Annotated in this window: 19 protein-coding genes; 5 read left to right on the forward strand and 14 right to left on the reverse strand. The window is 68.0% G+C overall.

All coding sequences use genetic code 11. The features are described 5' to 3' along the window. The first annotated feature begins 13 nt into the window (after positions 1-13). Entirely contained in the window at positions 14-424 is a 411-nt protein-coding gene (locus tag ACYQ8K_RS18130; protein WP_459971063.1) for a F420-dependent biliverdin reductase, read from the forward strand. Positions 425-459: 35 nt separating this feature from the next. Here the strand turns inward: ACYQ8K_RS18130 and ACYQ8K_RS18135 are convergent, their stop codons facing one another. Both ACYQ8K_RS18135 and ACYQ8K_RS18140 read right to left on the reverse strand, forming a co-directional pair. Next, a complete protein-coding gene (locus tag ACYQ8K_RS18135) occupies positions 460-2,736 on the reverse strand; it encodes an alpha/beta hydrolase-fold protein (protein WP_459971065.1) in 2,277 nt (758 codons plus the stop codon). A 35-nt stretch (positions 2,737-2,771) separates the two neighbouring features. Further along, positions 2,772-3,899: a M24 family metallopeptidase gene (locus tag ACYQ8K_RS18140; protein ID WP_459971067.1), complete on the reverse strand. Its 1,128-nt coding sequence runs from the start codon at positions 3,897-3,899 to the stop codon at positions 2,772-2,774. Between the two features lie 60 nt (positions 3,900-3,959). Here ACYQ8K_RS18140 and ACYQ8K_RS18145 point away from each other — a divergent pair, with 60 nt between their 5' ends. Continuing rightward, the gene (locus ACYQ8K_RS18145) at positions 3,960-4,925 is read left to right on the forward strand and encodes a 5'-3' exonuclease (protein ID WP_459971069.1); all 966 of its coding nucleotides are present in this window, start codon (positions 3,960-3,962) and stop codon (positions 4,923-4,925) included. A gap of 12 nt (positions 4,926-4,937) precedes the next feature. Here the strand turns inward: ACYQ8K_RS18145 and ACYQ8K_RS18150 are convergent, their stop codons facing one another. The 7 genes from ACYQ8K_RS18150 to pafA all read right to left on the reverse strand — a co-directional run bounded on the left by ACYQ8K_RS18150 (position 4,938) and on the right by pafA (position 13,398). After that, complete coding sequence (locus ACYQ8K_RS18150; RefSeq protein ID WP_459971071.1) at positions 4,938-5,702, reverse strand: DUF4333 domain-containing protein; 765 nt, start codon at positions 5,700-5,702, stop codon at positions 4,938-4,940. Between the two features lie 82 nt (positions 5,703-5,784). Then, positions 5,785-8,586, reverse strand: coding sequence for a DEAD/DEAH box helicase (locus ACYQ8K_RS18155; protein WP_459971073.1), 2,802 nt, complete (start codon positions 8,584-8,586; stop codon positions 5,785-5,787). Then, positions 8,576-9,532 carry a twin-arginine translocase subunit TatC gene (tatC, locus tag ACYQ8K_RS18160; RefSeq protein WP_459971075.1) on the reverse strand — a complete coding sequence of 319 codons (957 nt, stop codon included), beginning with the start codon at positions 9,530-9,532 and terminating at the stop codon, positions 8,576-8,578. The genes ACYQ8K_RS18155 and tatC overlap by 11 nt, the downstream gene beginning before the upstream one ends. Positions 9,533-9,576: 44 nt before the next feature. Beyond that, the gene (gene tatA, locus ACYQ8K_RS18165; protein WP_085291910.1) at positions 9,577-9,855 is read right to left on the reverse strand and encodes a Sec-independent protein translocase subunit TatA; all 279 of its coding nucleotides are present in this window, start codon (positions 9,853-9,855) and stop codon (positions 9,577-9,579) included. 99 nt (positions 9,856-9,954) lie between these two features. Beyond that, the gene (locus ACYQ8K_RS18170; protein WP_459971078.1) at positions 9,955-10,923 is read right to left on the reverse strand and encodes a helix-turn-helix transcriptional regulator; all 969 of its coding nucleotides are present in this window, start codon (positions 10,921-10,923) and stop codon (positions 9,955-9,957) included. Continuing rightward, positions 10,920-11,969 (reverse strand): helix-turn-helix transcriptional regulator, encoded by a 1,050-nt coding sequence (locus ACYQ8K_RS18175; protein ID WP_459971080.1) that lies wholly within the window; start codon positions 11,967-11,969, stop codon positions 10,920-10,922. The genes ACYQ8K_RS18170 and ACYQ8K_RS18175 overlap by 4 nt, the downstream gene beginning before the upstream one ends. A gap of 70 nt (positions 11,970-12,039) precedes the next feature. Continuing rightward, positions 12,040-13,398: a Pup--protein ligase gene (gene pafA / locus ACYQ8K_RS18180; RefSeq protein WP_007770849.1), complete on the reverse strand. Its 1,359-nt coding sequence runs from the start codon at positions 13,396-13,398 to the stop codon at positions 12,040-12,042. Between the two features lie 14 nt (positions 13,399-13,412). Between pafA and ACYQ8K_RS18185 the strand changes: the two genes are divergently transcribed. After that, positions 13,413-13,544 carry a hypothetical protein gene (locus ACYQ8K_RS18185; protein WP_459971082.1) on the forward strand — a complete coding sequence of 44 codons (132 nt, stop codon included), beginning with the start codon at positions 13,413-13,415 and terminating at the stop codon, positions 13,542-13,544. Positions 13,545-13,618: 74 nt separating this feature from the next. Here the strand turns inward: ACYQ8K_RS18185 and prcA are convergent, their stop codons facing one another. From prcA to dop, 4 genes are all read right to left on the reverse strand, one after another. Continuing rightward, positions 13,619-14,389 carry a proteasome subunit alpha gene (gene prcA, locus ACYQ8K_RS18190; protein WP_459971084.1) on the reverse strand — a complete coding sequence of 257 codons (771 nt, stop codon included), beginning with the start codon at positions 14,387-14,389 and terminating at the stop codon, positions 13,619-13,621. Continuing rightward, a complete protein-coding gene (gene prcB / locus ACYQ8K_RS18195; RefSeq protein WP_459971086.1) occupies positions 14,386-15,276 on the reverse strand; it encodes a proteasome subunit beta in 891 nt (296 codons plus the stop codon). Before prcB ends, prcA begins: the two co-directional genes overlap by 4 nt. After that, on the reverse strand, positions 15,273-15,467 hold the full coding sequence (locus tag ACYQ8K_RS18200) for a ubiquitin-like protein Pup (RefSeq protein WP_007770846.1): 195 nt from the start codon (positions 15,465-15,467) through the stop codon (positions 15,273-15,275). The genes prcB and ACYQ8K_RS18200 overlap by 4 nt, the downstream gene beginning before the upstream one ends. Positions 15,468-15,585: 118 nt before the next feature. Beyond that, positions 15,586-17,094 (reverse strand): pup deamidase/depupylase, encoded by a 1,509-nt coding sequence (gene dop / locus ACYQ8K_RS18205; RefSeq protein ID WP_459971088.1) that lies wholly within the window; start codon positions 17,092-17,094, stop codon positions 15,586-15,588. Positions 17,095-17,367: 273 nt separating this feature from the next. On the opposite strand from dop, the gene ACYQ8K_RS18210 reads away from it, so the two are divergent. After that, complete coding sequence (locus tag ACYQ8K_RS18210; RefSeq protein WP_459971089.1) at positions 17,368-18,012, forward strand: hypothetical protein; 645 nt, start codon at positions 17,368-17,370, stop codon at positions 18,010-18,012. Positions 18,013-18,031: 19 nt separating this feature from the next. Here ACYQ8K_RS18210 and arc read toward each other — a convergent pair whose 3' ends face one another. Then, positions 18,032-19,861: a proteasome ATPase gene (gene arc, locus ACYQ8K_RS18215; RefSeq protein WP_459971091.1), complete on the reverse strand. Its 1,830-nt coding sequence runs from the start codon at positions 19,859-19,861 to the stop codon at positions 18,032-18,034. A gap of 306 nt (positions 19,862-20,167) precedes the next feature. Here arc and ACYQ8K_RS18220 point away from each other — a divergent pair. Further along, on the forward strand, positions 20,168-20,715 hold a 548-nt coding region (locus ACYQ8K_RS18220; RefSeq protein WP_459971093.1), incomplete at its 3' end, for a hypothetical protein.

The following is a 20,715-nucleotide window of genomic DNA, read 5'->3' on the forward strand; positions in this document are numbered from 1 at the left end:
AGCGTGAGCGGTGATGGCGAATACCACTACCCGGCTCACCGACGACGCGTTGGCGTTTCTGTCGGAACGCCATCTGGCCATGCTGACCACGCTGCGAGCCGACAATTCACCGCACGTGGTGGCAGTCGGTTTCACCTTCGACCCCAAGACACACATCGCGCGGGTCATCACCACCGGGGGTTCGCAGAAGGCGGTCAACGCCGATCGCGGCGGACTGGCCGTACTCAGCCAGGTCGATGGCGCGCGGTGGCTGTCGCTGGAGGGCCGATCCAAGGTCAACAGCGACGTCGACGCCGTGCGCGACGCCGAGCTGCGATACGCACAGCGCTACCGCACGCCCCGGCCCAACCCGCGGCGCGTGGTGATCGAAGTTCAGATCGAGCGGGTGCTGGGGTCGTCGGATCTTCTGGACCGAGGCGAGTAGCAGCTCGCTTAGCCACGATCAGCTAGCAGCACAACTCATTCGTCAACAGTCGCCGTCAATGTGATGCGGTGCCGCCCAGGCGACACCGTGACGGTCGACCCGGCCGGTTCGCCGTCGAGCCGCACGTCAACCACCGCGGGCACGCCACCGAGCGTGATCTGGGCGGCGACATCGGTGGACACCGTGATGGTCGACTTCGGTAAGGCGGCCAGCCCGGCTCGCGCGACATCGACCCTCAGACTCCCAACCCCCTTGAGGCGCAACGTCAGATACGGCAACGGGTCGACGGGGCGTTCCACTTGCCAATTCAGCTCGCTGTACAGCCCGGGCGTCGGCTCAAAACCGGGGATGACTCCGCGATGGTGCCGAACTGTGTGCGCGGGATCCGGCCGCGCGTAGGAGCGCGCGTCGACTTCGGCGACGGCGCCGCGCCGCGCCGTCACCTGGGAATCGGCGGCCAGCTCCGACAACCACCACACCCGGTGCGGCCCGATACCCAGGTCGGCGCGCACCAGCTGCGGATACCATGCGAACGTGATGTGTCCCGGATCCGTTTGGCGCACAGCGGTTCCCATGTGTGAGATCGGATCCTCGAACTTGTCCTGGAAGATCCAGGCGATGTGATCCTCGAGCGGGTAAACACTGAATCGGTGCCGATAACCGAGCCGGTCCAGCTCCAGCACCTGCTCGGCGGCCGAGGCGAACGGCACCAGTTCGTCCAGCAGCCCATGCGCGATCACATACGGCAGCCACCGGGCGTTCCCCAGCAACTTCCAGGTATCACCCTCACGGGCACAGGGTGAGTCCGGATCGAGGTCGGCGGGGATGTCGACGTGGGGCAGCAACCGCACACCACACGTCGGCGGGCCCGCCAGCACCACCGCCTGCGAGAACACCTGCGGATAGCTCAGCCCCAGCTTGTAGGTCGCATACCCGCCCATCGAATAGCCGGAAATCACAGTGCGATTGGGATCGGTGCCCAGTTGCTCGGCAACCCGCGCCCAGACTTCCCAGAAGTCGAGTTCGCCGGCGTCGAAATACCAGGTGGACGGTCCCCGGGCCAATGGCGTGACCACCACCGAGTCGCGGCCCTCGCACACTTCGTGCAGCAGGCGCGGGTCGATCGCGGCGAACTGGCTCTGCCCCAGGGAAAGCGAGTGCAGCAGCAAGGTCAGCGGCAACGTGCGACCCGGCGCGTAGCTCGACGGCAGGCAGATCGAGTACGGCTGTACACGACCGAGGAATTGCGGCTTGGTGCTCAAGATGTCGTTGGCGGCCCAACCTTGTTCCAGGCCCTGGCCAAGTTCGAGCGACGACACGTACCACCGGGTGGACGGGCCGGTGATCACCGGCTCAGGAGCGGTTTCGCGGGCCGCCAACCGCGCCCACGGCACCGTCAGCGCGAACTCCGAGACGTCGCCATGTGTCAGGGCGGCGGCCTGGGCGGCATCCGACCAGAAGTTCAGGTGCGGCGGCTCCTGCTCGTTGGTGCGGAATGCCACGTTGTAGACGTTGGGTTGCCCGGGCAGCGCACCGTGCAGGCCGGACACGTCGGCGAATCCGTCCCCCGCCGCAGTGGCCAACCCCGCGGCCAGGCGGACGGTCCAGCTCCCCGTGGGTTCCGTCAGCGTTCGCGGGACCTGCGCCAGGAACGACCGCGACTGCATGTCAACGCTGTGTTCGACCGGCGTCCTGACCTGAGAGGTGAGGTCGATCAGCGTGGCGCCGCTCCCCGAGACCAACAGAGCCATGTCGATGCCCTTCGAGCGCACACCGGCTCCGGCGGGCCACTCCTCGGCCGCCGTTCGGGCGGGGTCGGTGTCGAAGGTGAACAGCGCGATGGGAATTGAGGCGTCCAACAGGGTGTTCCAGTCGATCCGCCACCAGGTGTGGGTCTCGGTGAGCCCAATGGCGACGCGGAAGATGTCGGCGCCGTTGCCGGCCGCGGGACCGTCGGGATAGACGTAGGTTCCCCGTGGCGGCGCCTGAATCTTCAGGTCGCCGATCGGGATGCCCGTCGCGCCATGGTCGTCGTAGAGAAAGTCGGTCCAGAACAGGGCACCCCCGGCCATTCGTCCGGCGCCGCACGTACGCGGGAACTCCTCACCGAACGGCCACCCCGCCGGCGTGGGGAGCTTCGGCTCGGGACGCCGCGCGGCCGGCGGTACACCCTCGGGCATCCCGTCGACCACGATGAGCTCAGCCGGTGGCGCGGGCGCCGGTGCCGGCGGTGGTGCGGCGTGGTGCAAGACCGCGTCGGCGACGTGACGGGCAATGCGAATCGGCAGCAGCGGGAGATCCAGAAGTGACATCACGCCCAACCTACGCGGGCCTGGTGTCGTGTGGATCAGGCCACGGGCACCACGATCAGTTCGTGCGGCCGGTTGTTGACGGCCAAGGCGCCATCGGGGGTGACGACGACGATGTCCTCGATGCGCGCACCCCACCGGCCCGGGAAGTAGATGCCCGGCTCGATGGAGAAGGCCATGCCCTCGGTCAGGGGCAGATCGTTTCCGGCGACGATGTAGGGCTCCTCGTGCACCGAGAGGCCGATGCCGTGCCCGGTCCGGTGCACGAAATACTCGGCGAGCCCTTCGGCGGCCAGCACGTCGCGCGCGGCGGCGTCGACCTGCTCGGCCGTCACGCCCGGGCGCACCGCGTCATACGCCGCGCGCTGGGCACGCTGCAGCACCGAATAGTGCTCAGCCACTTCCGGATTCGGCTCACCGATGCTGTAGGTGCGCGTGGAGTCGGAGTTGTAGCCGGGTTCATAGGAACCACCGATATCGACGACGACGATGTCACCGACCTGTAGTTCGCGATCCGCATACCCGTGGTGCGGGTCGGCGCCGTGCGGCCCGGACCCAACGATGATGAAGGCCACCTCCGAATGCCCTTCGGCCACAATGGCATCCGCGATGTCGGCGGCCACGTCCGCCTCGGTGCGGCCCGGGACCAGAAACTCCGGCACCCGGGCGTGCACCCGATCGATGGCGGCCCCGGCTTTGCGAAGCGCGTCGACTTCGCATTGCTCCTTGACCATTCGCAGCGTGCGCAGCACATCGGTGGCCAGGACCGGCAGCACGCCGAGCACCCCGGCCAGCGGCAGCAGATGCAGGGCCGGCATGGCATCGGTGACGGCGGTCGCGGCGGGGGCGCCACCCAACGCGGAGCCCACCAGATCGTAGGGATTGTCGCCGTCGACCCAATCCTGCACCGCCAGGCCGAGTTCGGCGATGGCAGACCCCTTGAGCGAGGCCAGCTCCAGCCGCGGCACCACCACCGTCGGGTCGCCCGATGCCGGCAACACCAGCGCGGTGAACCGTTCCAGGGTCTGTGCGCGCGACCCGACGAGATAGCGCAGGTCGTACCCCGGGGTGATCACCAGCCCGGCCAAGCCCGCATCGGCGGCCGCCGCGGCGGCCGCGGCCAGGCGGCGCCCATACACTGCTGCGTCGAAGCGGTGAGACTCCATGGCAGCCAGGCTAATGCTCGAGCGCATGTCGCCTCGCGGCGGCGTGAGAACATAACCGGCATGCCAGCACCCCAAGCACCGCTCGTGCTGCTCGACGGCGCCAGCATGTGGTTCCGCTCCTACTTCGGGGTGCCCTCCTCGATCACCGCACCCGACGGCCGGCCCGTCAACGCCGTCCGTGGATTCATCGACTCCGTGGCCGTGGTGATCAACCAGCAGCGGCCCCGTCGGCTGGCCGTCTGCCTGGACCTCGATTGGCGGCCCCAGTTCCGGGTGGACCTCGTCCCGTCCTACAAGGCCCACCGGGTGGCCGAGGAAGAGCCGCAGAACGAGCCGGACATCGAGGAAGTCCCGGACGACCTGACGCCCCAGATCGACATGATCGCCGAACTCCTTGACGCGTTCGGAATTCCGACGGCCGGGGCGGAGGGCTTCGAGGCCGACGACGTCCTCGGCACCCTCGCGGCGCAGGAACGCAAGGATGCGGTGGTGGTGGTCAGCGGCGACCGCGACCTGCTGCAGGTGGTGTCGGACGATCCCGTCCCGGTCCGGGTGCTCTACCTCGGCCGCGGATTGAGCAAGGCCACCCTGTTCGGGCCCGGCGAGGTGGCCGAACACTATGGCGTGCCGGTGGATAGGGCCGGCCCCGCCTACGCCGAGCTCGCCCTGCTACGCGGCGATCCGTCCGACGGGCTGCCCGGGGTCCCAGGCGTCGGCGAGAAGACCGCGGCCACCCTGCTGGCCCAGCACGGCTCGTTGGAGATGATCCTGGCCGCCGCCCACGACCCGAAGTCGAAGATGGCCAAAGGCCTGCGCGCGAAACTGCTGGGCGCGCTGGATTACATCGAGGCGGCCGAAAAGGTGGTGCGGGTGGCCACCGACGCGCCCGTCACGTTCTCGACCCCCGACGACGAACTGCCGCTGGTGGCCGCCGATCCGCAACTCACCGCCGAATTGGCGACGCAACTGGGGGTCGGCTCGTCGATCGCCCGCCTGCAGAAGGCCCTGGACGCGCTGCCGAGCTGACGCGGTCGCCCGCTACTGCGGCCGGCCGACCTCGTAGGTGCCCTTGTTGTCCTGGAAGGTCACGGTCACATGCTTGGGCGCACCGTCGATGCTGACGTCACAGTCGAACGTCGCGCCCTTTTTCACGGTCGGGTTCTGGCCGTGGTTGCACTTGACGTTCTGGACGTTCTTCGCGCCGTAGCCGTTGGTTTCGTCGCTGAGGACCTGCTGGACCCCGGCCTGCGCCTTGTTGACGTCCAGCTTGGTGGTGACGAAGAAGCCGGGCTGCCAGAAACCGAGCACCAGCACGACCGCGATGAGCAGGAAGGCGATCGCGCCGCCCACGCCCGCGATCAGTCCGACCGGTCGCTTCTTGCCGGGCTGCTCGTAGCCGGGATACTGCTGCGGGTACTGGCCCGGCCGGCCGTATTGGCCGGGCTGTGGGTACTGGCCCGGCTGGCCGTATTGACCCGGCTGCGGGTACTGGCCCGGCTGGCCGTACTGCCCCGGCTGGGCGTACTGCCCGGGCTGGGCGTATTGGCCGGGCTGGCCGTACTGCCCGGGCTGCGCGTAGCCCGGCTGCTGCTGGGGGTACTGCTGCGGGTACGCCTGTTCGGCCGGCTGCTGGTACTGCGGGTAGTCGGCGGGCGGCGTGTAGGCCGGGGCCTGCCACGACGTCTCCTGGTTCGACTGCTCGTTCCAGGTCGGTGCAACCTGAGTCGGGTCTGACGAGTGATCGCTACCTTGACCCTGACCAGGCGGTTGCCACTGCTGGTCCGATCCCTGCGGTCCGCTCATCTTTCTCCCTCAGCCCTTGTGTCTTGGCGTGAATGTGTCTTGGCGTGAACTATTCGGCGCTTAACGGTAGCTCCGGCCAAGCCTACCCGGCGTCAACTGCGACGACGCCGCGCCGAATGTCATTGATGGCGCGCTTGGCGGTGGCCCGTAACTCGGGGTCCGGAGCGGCGTTGCGAACCTGGTCCAGCAGGTCGAGCGCCTGCCGGCACCAGCGCACGAAGTCCCCCGCGAGCAGGGGCGATCCGGTGCCGGCCGGGTCGGCGGCAGCCAGCGCCGCGGCCAGATCCCCGGTCCTGGCCCAGCGATAGATGACGTTGACGAAGCCGTCGTCGGGTTCGCGGCTCGGGGCGATGCGGTGCGTTTGCTCATCGGCGCGCAGCGCCATCGACAGCCTTGAAGTCTGCTGCAGCGCATGTCGCACCTGCTGGGTGGGCGCGTCGGCCGCAAAACCCGCCCCGGGCCCCTCCCCACCCCGCGTTTCGTAGAGCACCGTCGAGACCACCGCGGCCAGCTCGGCCGGCTTCAACCCTGACCACGCGCCGGTGCGCAGGCACTCGGCGACCAGCAGGTCGCTTTCGCTGTAGATCCGCGCGAGCAATCGGCCGTCGCCGGTGACGCGCGGGTCGCCGTCGCGGCCTTCGATGAAGCCGCGCTCGGTGAGCAACCCGACGATCCGGTCGAAGGTCCGGGCCAGCGAATTGGTTGCGGCCGCAACCTTTTTCTCCAATTGCGCGTTGTCGCGCTCGATCCGCAGATAGCGCTCGGCCTGCCGCACCTGTGCCTCCAGGCCGGGCGTGTTGTGCGACGGGTGCCGGCGCAATTGTTCGCGCAACGACGCCAACTCGGGGTCGTGAAATTCGCCGTCGGAGTCCCCGCGCCCGCCGCGGCGGCGGGCCGGGATGGTCAACCCGGCGGCGGCCGATCGCAGTGCCGACGCCAGGTCGCGCCGCACCCGCGGCTGACGGTGTTCGACCCGCTTGGGCAGTGACATCGAACCGACGGGTGCGGACGCGCCCGAGTAGTCGGCCGTCGAAATCCTTCCCGCCCAGCGGTTTTCGGTAAGCACCAGCGGTCGCGGGTCGGAGCTGTCGCGGGCGGATTCCAGCACCACGGCCAGGCCGCCGCGCCGGCCATGGGTGATGTTGATGATGTCGCCGCGGCGCAGCGCGGCCAGCGCGTCGCTCGCGGCCTGCCGCCGCTGCAGCCGGGACGCGCGCGACTGCGCGCGCTCCATTTCGCTGATGCGCGCCCGCATCCGCGCGTATTCGAGGATCGGGGCCTTGGGCCCGCCGAGCTCCCCGGCGATCTCGTCGAGCATCGCGGTGCCGCGCTCGATGCCGCGGACCAGCCCGACCACGGAGCGGTCCGCCTGATACTGCGCGAACGACTGCTCCAGCAAACGATGCGCCTGCTGGGGGCCCATCTGCTGGACCAGGTTGATCGTCATGTTGTACGACGGCGCGAACGAGCTGCGCAGCGGGAAGGTGCGGGTGGAGGCCAGCCCGGCCACCGCGGACGGCTCGGTGGTTTCCTCGGTGGGATTCCACAGCACCACCGCGTGGCCCTCGACGTCGATGCCGCGGCGCCCGGCGCGGCCGGTGAGCTGCGTGTACTCCCCAGGTGTCAGCGCCACGTGCTGCTCGCCGTTGAACTTCACCAGCCGCTCGAGCACCACCGTGCGGGCGGGCATGTTGATCCCGAGCGCCAACGTCTCGGTGGCGAAGACGGCCCGGACCAGCCCGGCGGTGAACAGCTCCTCGACCGTGTGGCGGAAGACGGGCAGCATGCCCGCGTGGTGGGCCGCCAGACCCCGCAGCAGCCCCTCGCGCCACTCGTAGTAGCCCAACACGCCCAGGTCGGCGTCGGCGAGATCCCCACACCGGTGCTCGATCACCTCGGCGATCTGCGCGCGCTCCTCCTGGGTGGTCAACTGCAGGGGCGAGCGCAGGCACTGCTGGACGGCGGCGTCGCAGCCGGCCCGGGAGAACACGAACGTGATCGCCGGAAGCAGCCCCTCGGAGTCCAGGCTGGCGATCACGTCCGGCCGCGACGGCGTTCGATAGAAGCGGGGACGCGACGGCCGCCCGGCGCTTCCCCGTCCCGCCTGGCGCCGGGGCCCACGCCAGTCGGTCATCCGGTCCGCCTCGCGGCGGTGCGAAATATGGCGCAGCAGTTCGGGATTGACGCGCGGCTGACGATCCGCGGCCGGTTTCTCGTTGTCGTAGTCGAACAGATCCAGCAGACGCCTGCCCACCAACACGTGTTGCCACAGCGGTACCGGCCGGTGCTCGTCGACCACGACCGTCGTGTCGCCGCGCACGGTCTGGATCCAGCCGCCGAATTCCTCGGCGTTGCTGACCGTCGCCGACAGGCTGACCACCCGCACCTCGTCGGGCAGGTGCAGGATCACCTCCTCCCACACCGGGCCGCGCATCCGGTCTGCGAGGAAATGCACCTCATCCATCACCACATACGAAAGCCCATGCAGCGCAGGCGAATCCGCATACAGCATGTTGCGCAGCACTTCGGTCGTCATGACCACCACGGGCGCGTCGGCGTTCACCGACATGTCGCCGGTGAGCAGGCCGATGCGGTCGCGGCCGTAGCGCGCCGTGAGGTCGGTGTGCTTCTGGTTGCTCAGCGCTTTCAGCGGCGTGGTGTAGAAGCACTTGCCGCCGGACACCAGCGCCAGGTGCACGGCGAACTCGCCGACCACCGTCTTGCCGGCACCGGTGGGCGCGCAGACCAGCACCCCGTGGCCGCGTTCGAGCGCGGCGCACGTCCGCCGCTGAAAGCCGTCGAGCGCGAAGGGTAATTCGGCGGTGAACCGGGTGAGCTCCACCAGCTCCGCGACGTCAGGGGGCGGCGACGGGTCAGGTGACATCGTCGTGTTGCCCGGCGGTGAACGACGGCTCCGGTATCGCGGTGGGCGGTTCGATGACCGATGCTTCGTCGTCGGGAATCACGGCCTGGGCTTCACGTTTGGCCTTCCGTCTGTCGTGCAGCCGGGAGATCTGGATGGCGAGCTCCAAGAGGATGGACAGCGCCAACCCGAGCGCGGTCATCGAGAACGGGTCGGATCCGGGGGTGAAGACCGCCGCGAACGCGAACATCGCGAAGATCAGGCCGCGCCGCCACGCCTTGAGCCGCTCGTAGGGCAGCACGCCGATGGTGTTGAGCATGACAATGAGCAGCGGGAATTCGAAGCTGACGCCGAAGACCACCAGCAGGTTGATCAGGAAGCCGAAATACCGGTCGCCCGACAGCGCGGTCACCTGGACGTCGCTGCCGACGGTCAGCAGGAAGCCCAGCGCCTTGGCCAGGACGAAGTAGGCCAGCACCGCGCCGACGACGAACAGGACCACGGCGGGGATCACGAACGCGACCGCGAAGCGGCGTTCCTTCTGGTAGAGGCCGGGCGTGATGAATGCCCAGAGCTGGTAGAACCACACCGGGCAGGCCAGCACCACCCCGGCCGTCAGCCCCACCTTGAGCCGCAGCATGAACTGGTCGAAAGGCGCGGTGGCCAGCAGCCGGCATTGTCCGCCGGGGCTGATCTCCGCGCGCGCCGACTGCGGCAGCGAACAGTACGGGTGCCGCAGCCACTCGCCGAGGCTTTCCAGCCCGAAGATCGAATGCGAGTACCAGACGAACCCGAAGATCGTGGTCAGCAGGATTGCGGCCAGGGAGATCAGCAGCCGGGTGCGCAGCTCGGTCAGATGGTCGACCAGCGACATGGTCGCATCCGGGTTGGTTCGGCTGCGCCGGTTACGGGGGTTCAGGCGCCTCAGCAGGCCGGAAGTGCGCGCTGAAACCTTGAAGACTCTCACGATGCTCGGTCAGTGGCGCTCGGGCAGCGCGACGATGATGGCGACTACGCCGGACGTGCTTCGCTGTGCCCCTGCTCGCTGGGCGCCGGCGCGTCGACCCGCTGCGACTGCACGGGAGTGGGGTTCGCCGCGGGGGCCTCGCCCTGGGTCCCCAGGGCCGACGTCTCCGCTTTGTTCTCCGTCTGCATTTCGCGGAGCTCGGACTTGAAGATCCGCATCGACTTACCCAACGAACGCGCCGCATCGGGGAGCTTCTTGGCACCGAACAGCAAGATCACCACGACCGCGAGGATCGCCCAGTGCCACGGACTAAGACTGCCCACTTTGATTACCTCCAGACGTTCACCCGATGCTACCGCAGTAGCGGCATGTGGCGGCGGGCCCGCGCCGCGCCGCGGTGGACCATATCGCCTGGACTTTTGCTAGCTCAGGGCTTCGTAGGACGTCACGGCGGCCGCGGCGGCGTCCCGCACCCGCTGCGCTAGCGACGCGGGTTGCAGCACCTGCACGTCGGCCCCGAAGCCCAGCACCAGGCGCGTCATCCAATCCTCGGAGGCGTAGGTCATCACCGCCTCGCAGGATCCGTCCGGCAATTCGCGCACGTCGCGCATCGGGTAGTACTCGAACATCCAGGAAGACGCCGGTGCCACCCGCAGCTTGGCCGACGGCAGCGACGGGTCGCCGTCGAACAGCGAGGTGTCCGGCGGGGCGTGCAGCGCCGGCTCGGGCGGCGCGGCCGGCTCGTCGAGCTCGCTGGCGTCCACGATCCGGTCGAAACGGAACAACCGAACGCCTTCGGCCTCGCGCGACCAGCCCTCCAGGTAGCTCTGCCCGCCGATCAGCAGGACCCGGATGGGGTCGACGACCCGGCTGGTCAGCGTGTCGTGCGAGGCGGAGTAATAGTCGATGGTCAACGCGTGCCTGGACTGGACGGCCGCGCGCACCGCGGCCGCGGCGCGGTTCTCCACCGGCGCCGGCTCGTCGACGGCGGACGCCGCATGGGTGGCGTCGTGGCCGCGGGCTCCCGCGGCATCCTCGATCTTGGCGATGGCGCTGCGCGCGGCTTCGGGGTCGACGACGCCGGGAATGTCGGCCAGCGCACGCAACGCCACCAGTAGCCCGGTGGCCTCCGGCGAGGTGAGCCTGAGCGGGCGGTCGATGCCCGCGGAGAACGTCACCTCGATGGTGTCCCCGGAGAACTGGAAATCGATGAGGTCCCCGGGGAAATAGCCGGGCAGACCGCACATCCACAGCTGGTTGAGGTCCTCTTCCAGCTGCTTGGCCGACACCCCGAGGTCGGCGGCGGCCTTGGCTCGGGTGACCCGGGGATTGGCCTGGAAATACGGCACCATGTTGAGCAGCCGAATCAGGCGGGTGGAGATGGGTGTCATGCGGACACTCCCCCGCGGCTGGGCGGTTGCCCCGCACCGACGGCGTCGATACCCGCGTCGGGGCCCGCGTGTGCGCGCAGCCGGGCCAGCACATCGTCGCGCAACGACTGCGGCTCGAGCACCAGGGCGTCGGCTGCGTAACCGGCGATGTCACGGGCCAGCTGGTCGGCCGAGGAGATGTCAAGCTCGAACACCTCGCCGCTGCGACCGCCGAATTGGCGCGCGTCGACGGGCCTGCCTGCGCGGCGCAGCGCGGTGGCACGCCCGTCGGCCACCCATACCCGGGCCTGTCCGATGGTCGGCGCCGACACGTCGGTGACGGTCTGGGCCACGATCTTGCGTAGGTCAACGTCTTTCGGCACGGTGACGGCGCCCGGCGCGCCGATCGGCGTGACGTCCGGCCCGATGCGGGAGAGCCGGAAGGTACGGGTCGCGTCGCGGTCGCGGTCGTGGCCGACCAGGTACCAGCGGCCCTTCTCGGTGACCACGCCCCAGGGCTCGACGGTGCGGGTCGAGTACGGCTCGGCCCGGGACGGCCGATGCGGAAACTGCACAGCCTGGCGAGAATCGATGGCGGACAACAGGATTCCGAGGGCTTCCTCCGACCCACGCAGGCCCGGCACCCCCGCCGGCGATGCGATGGCGACCGGCGCGTCCGGATCGACGTCGACGCCGGCGGCGCGCAGTTTGAGCAGTGCGCCCTGGGTCGCGGTGATGAGCTCGGGTGACTCCCACAGCTGGGTCGCCACGGCCACCGCGGCGGCCTCGTCGGGGGTCAGGTCGACCGGCGCGAGCGAGTAGGCGTCGCGGTTGATCCGGTAGCCCTCGGTGGGGTCCCAGGCCGACGCTCGGCCGACCTCGAGCGGGATGCCCAGGTCGCGCAGCTCGTTCTTGTCCCGCTCGAACATGCGCGAGAACGCTTCGGCGCTGGGGCTGTCGGAGTAGCCCGCCACGCTCGTCCTGATCTTCTCCGCCGAGATGTAGCCACGGGTGGACAGCAGCGCGATGACCAGGTTGACCAGCCGCTCGACTTTTGACGTCGCCATTGGCTCCAGATTATTCGATGGTGCTCGTCCGGCGCTTCCACGGCCGTTCGCGGCGCGAGCCGACGTGCGGCTACATGCTCGCGATCAGGCGCTTGACCCGCTCGTCGACCGCCCGGAAGGGGTCCTTGCACAGCACGGTGCGCTGGGCCTGGTCGTTGAGCTTGAGATGCACCCAGTCGACGGTGAAGTCCCGACCGGCGGCCTGGGCCGCGCTGATGAACTCACCGCGCAGCCGCGCCCGGGTGGTCTGCGGCGGGTTGTCGACGGCCTCGGCGATCTCCTCGTCGGTGGTGACGCGCGCGGCCAGCCCCTTGCGCTGCAGCAGGTCGAAGACGCCGCGCCCGCGCTTGATGTCGTGGTAGGCCAGGTCCAGCTGGGCGATCTTCGGGTCGGACAGCTCCATGTTGTAGCGGTCCTGGTAGCGCTGGAAGAGCTTGCGCTTGATCACCCAGTCGATCTCGGTGTCGACCTTGGCGAAGTCCTGGCTCTCGACCGCGTCGAGCTGGCGGCCCCACAGGTCGACGATCTGCTCGATCTGCGCGTTGGGCTCCCGGGTCTGCAGGTGTTCGACCGCCCGGCTGTAGTACTCGCGCTGGATGTCCAGCGCGCTGGCCTGACGCCCGCCCGCCAACCGCACGGGACGACGGCCCGTGACGTCGTGGCTGACCTCGCGGATGGCGCGGATGGGGTTGTCCAGCGAGAAGTCGCGGAACGGGACGCCGGCCTCGATCATCTCCAGCACCAGCGCGGCCGTGCCCACCTTGAGCATGGTGGTGGTCTCGCACATGTTGGAGTCGCCGACGATCACGTGCAGGCGCCGGTACTTCTCGGCGTCGGCGTGCGGCTCGTCACGGGTGTTGATGATCGGCCGGCTGCGGGTGGTGGCCGAGGAGACGCCCTCCCAAATGTGCTCGGCGCGTTGGGAAAGGCAGAACGTCGCTGCCTTGGGGGTCTGCAGCACCTTGCCGGCCCCGCAGATCAGCTGGCGGGTGACCAGGAACGGCAACAGCACATCGGAGATCCGGGAGAACTCGCCGGCCCGCACGATCAAGTAGTTCTCGTGGCACCCGTAGGAGTTGCCCGCCGAATCGGTGTTGTTCTTGAACAGGTAGATATCCCCGCCGATGCCCTCGTCGGCGAGCCGCTGCTCGGCGTCGACCAGCAGGTCTTCCAGCACCCACTCCCCGGCGCGGTCGTGGGTGACCAACTGCACCAGGCTGTCGCACTCGGCGGTGGCGTACTCGGGATGGCTACCCACGTCGAGATACAGCCGGGCGCCGTTCCGTAGGAAGACGTTGGAGCTGCGGCCCCAGGACACGACGCGACGGAACAGGTAGCGGGCGACCTCATCCGGGCTGAGCCGGCGGTGGCCATGAAACGTGCACGTCACGCCGAACTCGGTCTCGATGCCCATGATTCGTCGCTGCACGTAATCGAGGGTACTTGCTGTCCGACCGGGACGGTGAGCAAGCCGCGCGTATCAGTTCGGCCAAGTTTTCCGTCGACCCGTGGCTGGCCGCGCGGGTCGCGGTGAACCACGTGTCCGCCCGCACCGACGCCCCGGCAACCAGCTAGCTCACCGGCACCTAGCGCACCACCAGACACATCAGCACCGACGAGTGTGCGGCGCCGCTCAAGGCAAGTTGTGTCTAGTCGGAGGAGTCGCCGTCGGTGTCGGACGGTTCACCGTTGCCCCCCGAGCCGTCGGAATCCAGCTCGCGCAGCAAATTCTCCAGGGTGGCGCGATTGATCCGCCGGAACGCCCGCCGCGGCCGGTTGACGTCCAGGATGGCGACTTCCAGGCTGCCCACCTCGAGGGTGGATTGGTCGCCGTTGGAGGCCTCGCTGCCGGCCCGCAGCGCTTTCACGGCGATGCGCGTGGCCTCGCGGAGGTCGGCGTTCTCCGCGTACGAGTCCTTGAGCGCCGTGGTGATCGGTTCGGTGGTACCGCCCATCACCACGAAATGCGGCTCGTCGGCGATCGATCCGTCATAGGTAATCCGGTACAGCTCAGGCGGTTTGGTCTCGCCGTAGTGCGCGACCTCGGCGACGCACAACTCCACCTCGTAGGGCTTGGCCTGCTCGGTGAAGATGGTGCCCAGCGTCTGCGCGTAAACGTTGGCCAGCTGACGGCCCGTAACGTCGCGACGGTCGTAGGCGTAGCCGCGAGTGTCGGCGAATTGGATTCCGCCGCGGCGCAAGTTGTCGAATTCGTTGAACTTACCGGCCGCCGCGAAGCCGACGCGGTCGTAGAGTTCGCTGATCTTCTGCAACGACCGGGACGGGTTCTCCGCGACGAAGAGCACACCGCCGGCGTAGACCAGGGCGACCACGCTCTTGCCCCGGGCGATGCCTTTGCGCGCAAGCTCGCTGCGCTCGCGCATCGCCTGCTCCGGCGAGATGAAATACGGGAAGCTCACTTCTCACCACCATCGGGACCGAAAGTGTCAGCACGCGAACGGCTTTGGATCACTTCGCGGGCCAATTCGGCGATGCGTGCCGCCGGCACTTCCAGCGCCCCCTCGGCACCGATGGTGACCGCGGTGGGATAGATGCCGCGCACCAGATCCGGGCCGCCGGTGGCGGAATCGTCATCGGCGGCGTCGTAGAGCGCCTCGATCGCGACCCGCACCGCGGAATCGGCGTCGGTGACCTGCGAGTACAACTTCTTCATCGACGACTTGGCGAAAATCGAGCCCGACCCTACCGACTGGTAGCCCTCCTCTTCCAGGTTCCAGCCGCCGGCGGCGTCGAAAGACACGATGCGGCCGGCGCCCTCGGGATCGGCCGCATCGATGTCGTAGCCCACCAGCAACGGCAACGCGATCAGACCCTGCATCGCCGCCGCCAGGTTGCCGCGCACCATGATCGCCAACCGGTTCACCTTGCCGGCGAACGTGAGTGGCACGCCTTCGAGCTTTTCGTAGTGCTCGAGTTCCACCGCATAGAGGCGGGCGAATTCGACGGCGATGGCGGCGGTGCCGGCGATGCCGGTGGCGGTGTAGTCGTCGGTGATGTACACCTTCTTGACGTCACGCCCGGCGATCATGTTGCCCTGCGTCGAACGCCGGTCACCGGCGAGCACGACGCCGCCGGGATATTTCAGCGCGACGATGGTGGTGCCGTGCGGCAGCTGCCCCGCAGCGGCGTCCGATTGCGTGCCGGACAGGCTCGCCGGCAGCAATTCCGGCGCCTGACGTCGCAGCAGATCAGCAAATGACGAGAGGTCGATAGCGGGGTCCCTTGAGAAAGCGGAGCCGGGGAGTGCGGAATTGGTGGACAGGCGATTAGAGAAAGGCCAGGTCACTGTCCGCCCTTTTGGACATACGCGCGAACGAAGTCCTCAGCGTTCTCCTCGAGCACGTCGTCGATCTCGTCGAGCAGATCGTCGGTGTCCTCGGCTAGTTTCTCTCGGCGTTCTTGGCCCGCGGCGGTGCTGCTGGCGACATCGTCTTCGTCGTCGCCACCACCGCCACGCTTGGTCTGCTCCTGAGCCATCGCCGCCTCCTGCGTTGTGTGGGCCCGTTGAATGGCTTATTCACCGATCAAGCCACACTGCCCGTTGGTCTTTCCTAGCCTACCGGTCAACCCCGACGTTCCCGCGGTGAACCGGCACCTAGCTGGTGAGTTGTTCCACCAGTTCGGCGGCGCTGTCCACCGAGTCCAGCAGCGCCCCGACGTGCGCCTTGCTGCCGCGCAGCGGCTCCAGCGTCGGAATGCGGACCAGCGAATCACCACCGAGATCGAAAATCACCGAGTCCCAGCTGGCCGCGGCGATGTCGGCGCCGAACCTGCGCAGGCATTCACCGCGAAAGTACGCGCGGGTATCCGTCGGCGGTTTGTCCACCGCCTCGAGCACCTGGTGCTCGGTCACCAGGCGCTTCATCGAGCCGCGCGCGACGAGCCGGTTGTACAGGCCCTTGTCCAGCCGGACGTCGGAGTATTGCAGGTCGACCAGGTGCAGCCGCGGCGCCGACCAGCTCAGGTTTTCGCGCTGCCGGAACCCTTCGAGCAGGCGCAGCTTGGCCGGCCAGTCCAGGATTTCGGCGCATTCCATCGGGTCGCGCTCGAGCTGGTCGAGCACGTGCGCCCAGGTATCGACGATGTCGGACGCACGCGGGTCGGGGTCGCGGCTGTCCACCAGTTTGGCCACCCGATCGAGGTAAACCCGTTGCAGCGCAAGCCCGGTCAGTTCGCGACCGTCGGCCAGGGCCACGGCGGTGCGCAGCGACGGATCGCGGCTGATCGCGTGCACCGCGTGCACCGGCCGCGCCAGCGCCAGGTCGCTCAGGTCGATGCCGTGCGCCGGACCCTCCTCGATCAGGTCCAGCACCAGCGCGGTGGTGCCCAGCTTCAGATACGTCGACGTCTCGGCGAGGTTGGCGTCGCCGATGATGACGTGCAGCCGCCGATACCGGTCGGCGTCGGCGTGTGGTTCGTCGCGGGTGTTGATGATGCCGCGCTTGAGCGTGGTCTCGAGGCCGACCTCCACCTCGATGTAGTCCGAGCGCTGGGACAGCTGAAACCCGGGCTCGTCGCCGGAGGGCCCGATGCCGACCCGCCCGGAACCGGTGACCACCTGCCGGGACACCAGGAAGGGGGTCAGGCCGGCGATGATCGCCGAAAACGGCGTCTGCCGCGACATCAGATAATTCTCGTGCGATCCGTACGAGGCGCCCTTGCCGTCGACGTTGTTCTTGTAGAGCTGCAATTTCGCGGCCCCGGGCACGCTGGCGACGTGGCGGGCGGCGGCCTCCATCACGCGCTCGCCGGCCTTGTCCCAGATCACCGCGTCGAGCGGGTCGGTGCACTCGGGTGCGGAGTATTCGGGGTGCGCGTGGTCGACGTAGAGCCGGGCGCCGTTGGTCAGGATCATGTTGGCCGCGCCGACCTCGTCAGCATCGACCACCGGCGGCGGCCCGGCCGAGCGGCTCAGGTCGAAGCCGCGGGCGTCCCGCAACGGCGATTCCACCTCGTAGTCCCAGCGGGTGCGCTTGGCGCGCTGAATGCCCGCGGCGGCCGCATACGCCAAAACCGCCTGCGTCGACGTGAGGATCGGGTTGGCTGTCGGGTCCGACGGCGATGAAATGCCGTATTCGACCTCCGTCCCGATGATTCGTTGCATGACCTAAGCGTAGGCCGGGCGACGAAGCGGCCCGCGCGGCGGGGCGCGGTGGGCCTTCTCAGTGGGCCCCCCGATGTCGGCAAAATGCCGGTCCGGCAACCCTTCCGATGAGGCCACCACCGGCGAACCCACCGGCCAAACCCGTCCACGTCCCTCGACCCGCTGATCGACGGCCTGCACACGGCTTTGGCGGCGCTCAACCGCTACCACGGCACGGCCGGGACCATCGTCCGTCCTGTTGACGGCGCCGACACCAGTGACTAACTTCACCCTGTGTCCGCCCCTGGATCCGACCACAGCGTCGGTAAGCACGCACTCGACCTGTCCGGGAAGCGCTACGGCGAGGTACTCCTCGTCACGCCGGGCGAGGCGGGCCCGCAAGCAACGGTGTACAACAGCTTCCCGCTCAACGACTGTCCCCACGAGCTGTGGTCGGCGCTGGACGCGCACGCCATCGCCACCGAACACGGAGCGGCCGCGGCCCTACTCAACGGCCCCCGCTACTGGCTGATGAACGCCATCGAAAAAGAGGCCCGGGGCCCGCAGATCACGAAGTCCTTTGGCGGGATCGAAATGATCCAGCAGGCCACGGTTTTGCTGTCGTCGATGAACCCGGCGCCCTACATCCCCAACACGGTCAACCGCCACACGGTGTTCGTCTTCAACGCCGGCCAAGAGGTGTACGAACTCATCGACCCCCTCAACCAGCACTGGATCATGCAGACCTGGAGCCAGGTCACCGACGCCACCCTGTCGCGCGCGGACCTGCCAGGACTCGCCGATCGTCTGGACCTGCCGGCGGGCTGGGCCTACCAACCGCGCGTGCTCGCCGACGAATTGCGCGTGGACACCACGCAGCGGCCGGCCCAGGTGTTGCAGGACAACCTGACGAACAGCTATTCGCTGGTGACCGACTGACCGACGGCCACGCCGAGCCCTACAGGTACTGCCCCAGGTTGGATTCGGTGTCGATGGCCCGCGAAGCGCTCGAGCTCTTGCCCGTGACCAGGGTGCGGATGTACACGATCCGCTCGCCCTTCTTGCCCGAAATCCGCGCCCAGTCATCGGGGTTGGTGGTGTTGGGCAGGTCCTCGTTCTCGGCGAACTCGTCGACGATCGAGTCCAGCAGGTGCTGGATGCGCAGACCGGGTTGGCCGGTCTCCAGCACGGACTTGATCGCGTTCTTCTTCGCGCGGTCGACGACGTTTTGGATCATCGCCCCGGAGTTGAAGTCCTTGAAGTACATGACTTCCTTGTCACCGTTGGCGTAGGTGACCTCCAGGAACCTGTTGTCGTCGATCTCGGCGTACATCCGGTCGACGACCTTTTCGATCATCGCCTTGATGCATGCCGCCCGGTCGCCGTCGAACTCGGCCAGATCGTCGCCGTGCACCGGCAGCGACTCGACCAGGTACTTCGAGAAGATGTCTTGCGCCGCTTCGGCATCCGGCCGCTCGATCTTGATCTTCACGTCCAGACGTCCCGGCCGCAGGATGGCGGGGTCGATCATGTCCTCACGGTTCGAGGCGCCGATCACGATGACGTTCTCGAGTCCCTCCACACCGTCGATCTCGCTGAGCAGCTGGGGAACCACCGTCGTCTCGACGTCCGAGGACACCCCGGTGCCGCGGGTGCGGAAGATCGAGTCCATCTCATCGAAAAACACGATCACCGGTGTGCCTTCCGACGCCTTTTCCCGGGCGCGCTGGAAGATCAGCCGGATGTGCCGCTCGGTCTCGCCGACGAACTTGTTGAGCAGCTCGGGACCCTTGATGTTCAAGAAGTAGGACTTGGCTTCGCGGGCGTCGTCGCCGCGCACCTCGGCCATCTTCTTGGCCAACGAGTTGGCCACCGCCTTGGCGATCAGCGTCTTACCGCACCCGGGCGGGCCATAGAGCAGCACACCTTTGGGCGGACGCAGCGCGTATTCGCGGTACAGCTCCTTGTGCAGGAACGGCAGCTCCACGGCGTCGCGGATCTGCTCGATCTGGCGAGTCAAACCACCGATGTCCAGGTAGCTGACATCGGGCACCTCTTCCAGCACCAGGTCCTCGACCTCGGCCTTGGGGATGCGCTCGAAGGCGTAGCCGGCCTTGGTGTCGACCAACAACGAGTCGCCGGGCCGCAGCTTGCGCGGGCGGGTGTCGTCGTTGAGCGCGTCGGGATGCCCTTCGGGCAGGTTCTCGGCGACCAGCGGCTCGGCGAGCCACACGATGCGTTCCTCGTCCGCGTGTCCGACGACGAGGGCACGGTGCCCGTCGGCCAGCAGTTCGCGCAGCGTGGAAATCTCGCCGACCGATTCGTACGTGCCGGCCTCGACGACGGTGAGGGCCTCGTTGAGGCGCACCGTCTGACCCTTGCGCAGCAACGGGACTTCGATGTTGGGCGAGCAGGTCAGCCGCATCTTGCGACCGGAGGTGAACACGTCGACGGTGTCGTCCTCGTGGGTGGCGAGCAGGACGCCGTAACCGCTCGGCGGCTGCCCCAGCCGATCGACTTCCTCACGCAGCGCCAGCAGTTGCTGGCGGGCCTCTTTGAGGGTCTCCATCAACTTGGAGTTCCGCGACGCAAGGGAGTCGATGCGCGCTTCCAGCTGATGCACGTCGCGCGCGGAGCGGGCGCCGCCATGCGCGCCGGCGGCGTGCTCGAGTTGCTCGCGCAACATCGCTGCCTCGCGGCGTAGTTGCTCCAACTCGGCCTCGTCGCCGATGGACATGTCTGATTCGTGGGGGGTTCCGAATGCGTCAGAACGCTCTGAGCTACCCATCTTGCGCTCCTTTCCCACACCGAATTGGCGCGGCGGATACTTCAAAGCTACCGGCGATTGCCGATTGATGTGCGTAGTCAAATACCCACGAAAAGTTAAGATTTTCGTCACGCTGGTAATCTCGGCCACTAATCGTGATGATCGAAAGGGCCGCCGTGACCGCAAAAAGCCTCGCCACAGGCTCGACCCGCGTCGCCGTCGTAGCCCCCGCCCCCGGTGTGACTTCAGTTGCACCCATCGGCCCGACCTTAGCGACACCCTTCCTTCGCGAAGCGGCCAGAGCCGCCTAGCCGGCCGACCGACTGGATGCACCGGCCACTGTTAGTAACGCTGAGCGCCGCCACCGCCGCGGCGGCAGTCGGGCTCGCCGCGTGTTCGTCGCCGCACCCGAAGAGTGCACCTTCGACCGCCTCTTCGCTACCGCCGGCCCCGTCGAGCCAGGTTGCTGCGCCGGTCACGGCTCCCCTGCCGCCCCCCGAAGCGCTCACCGACGTTCTCGCCCGACTCACCGACCCGAACGTTCCGGGCACCAGCAAGGTGAATCTGGTGGAAGGCGCGACGCCGGAGAGCGCGGCCTCCCTGGACAAGTTCACCAACGCCCTGCGCGACAACGGATATCTGCCCATGACCTTCAACGCGAACGACATCGCGTGGTCGGACAAGAACCCGTCGAACGTGAAGGCCGCCATCGCCGTGCATACCGCCCAGGCGAACAACGCCAACTTCACCTTCCCGATGGAGTTCACCCCCTTCCAGGGCGGTTGGCAGCTGTCGCGGCACACCGCCGAAATGCTGCTGGCCCTGGGGAAGTCGCCGACGGCTCCGACTTCCGGTGCCCCCGCGCCTCCCCCGGG

The sequence above is a fragment of the Mycobacterium sp. MUNTM1 genome, from assembly GCF_054660795.1.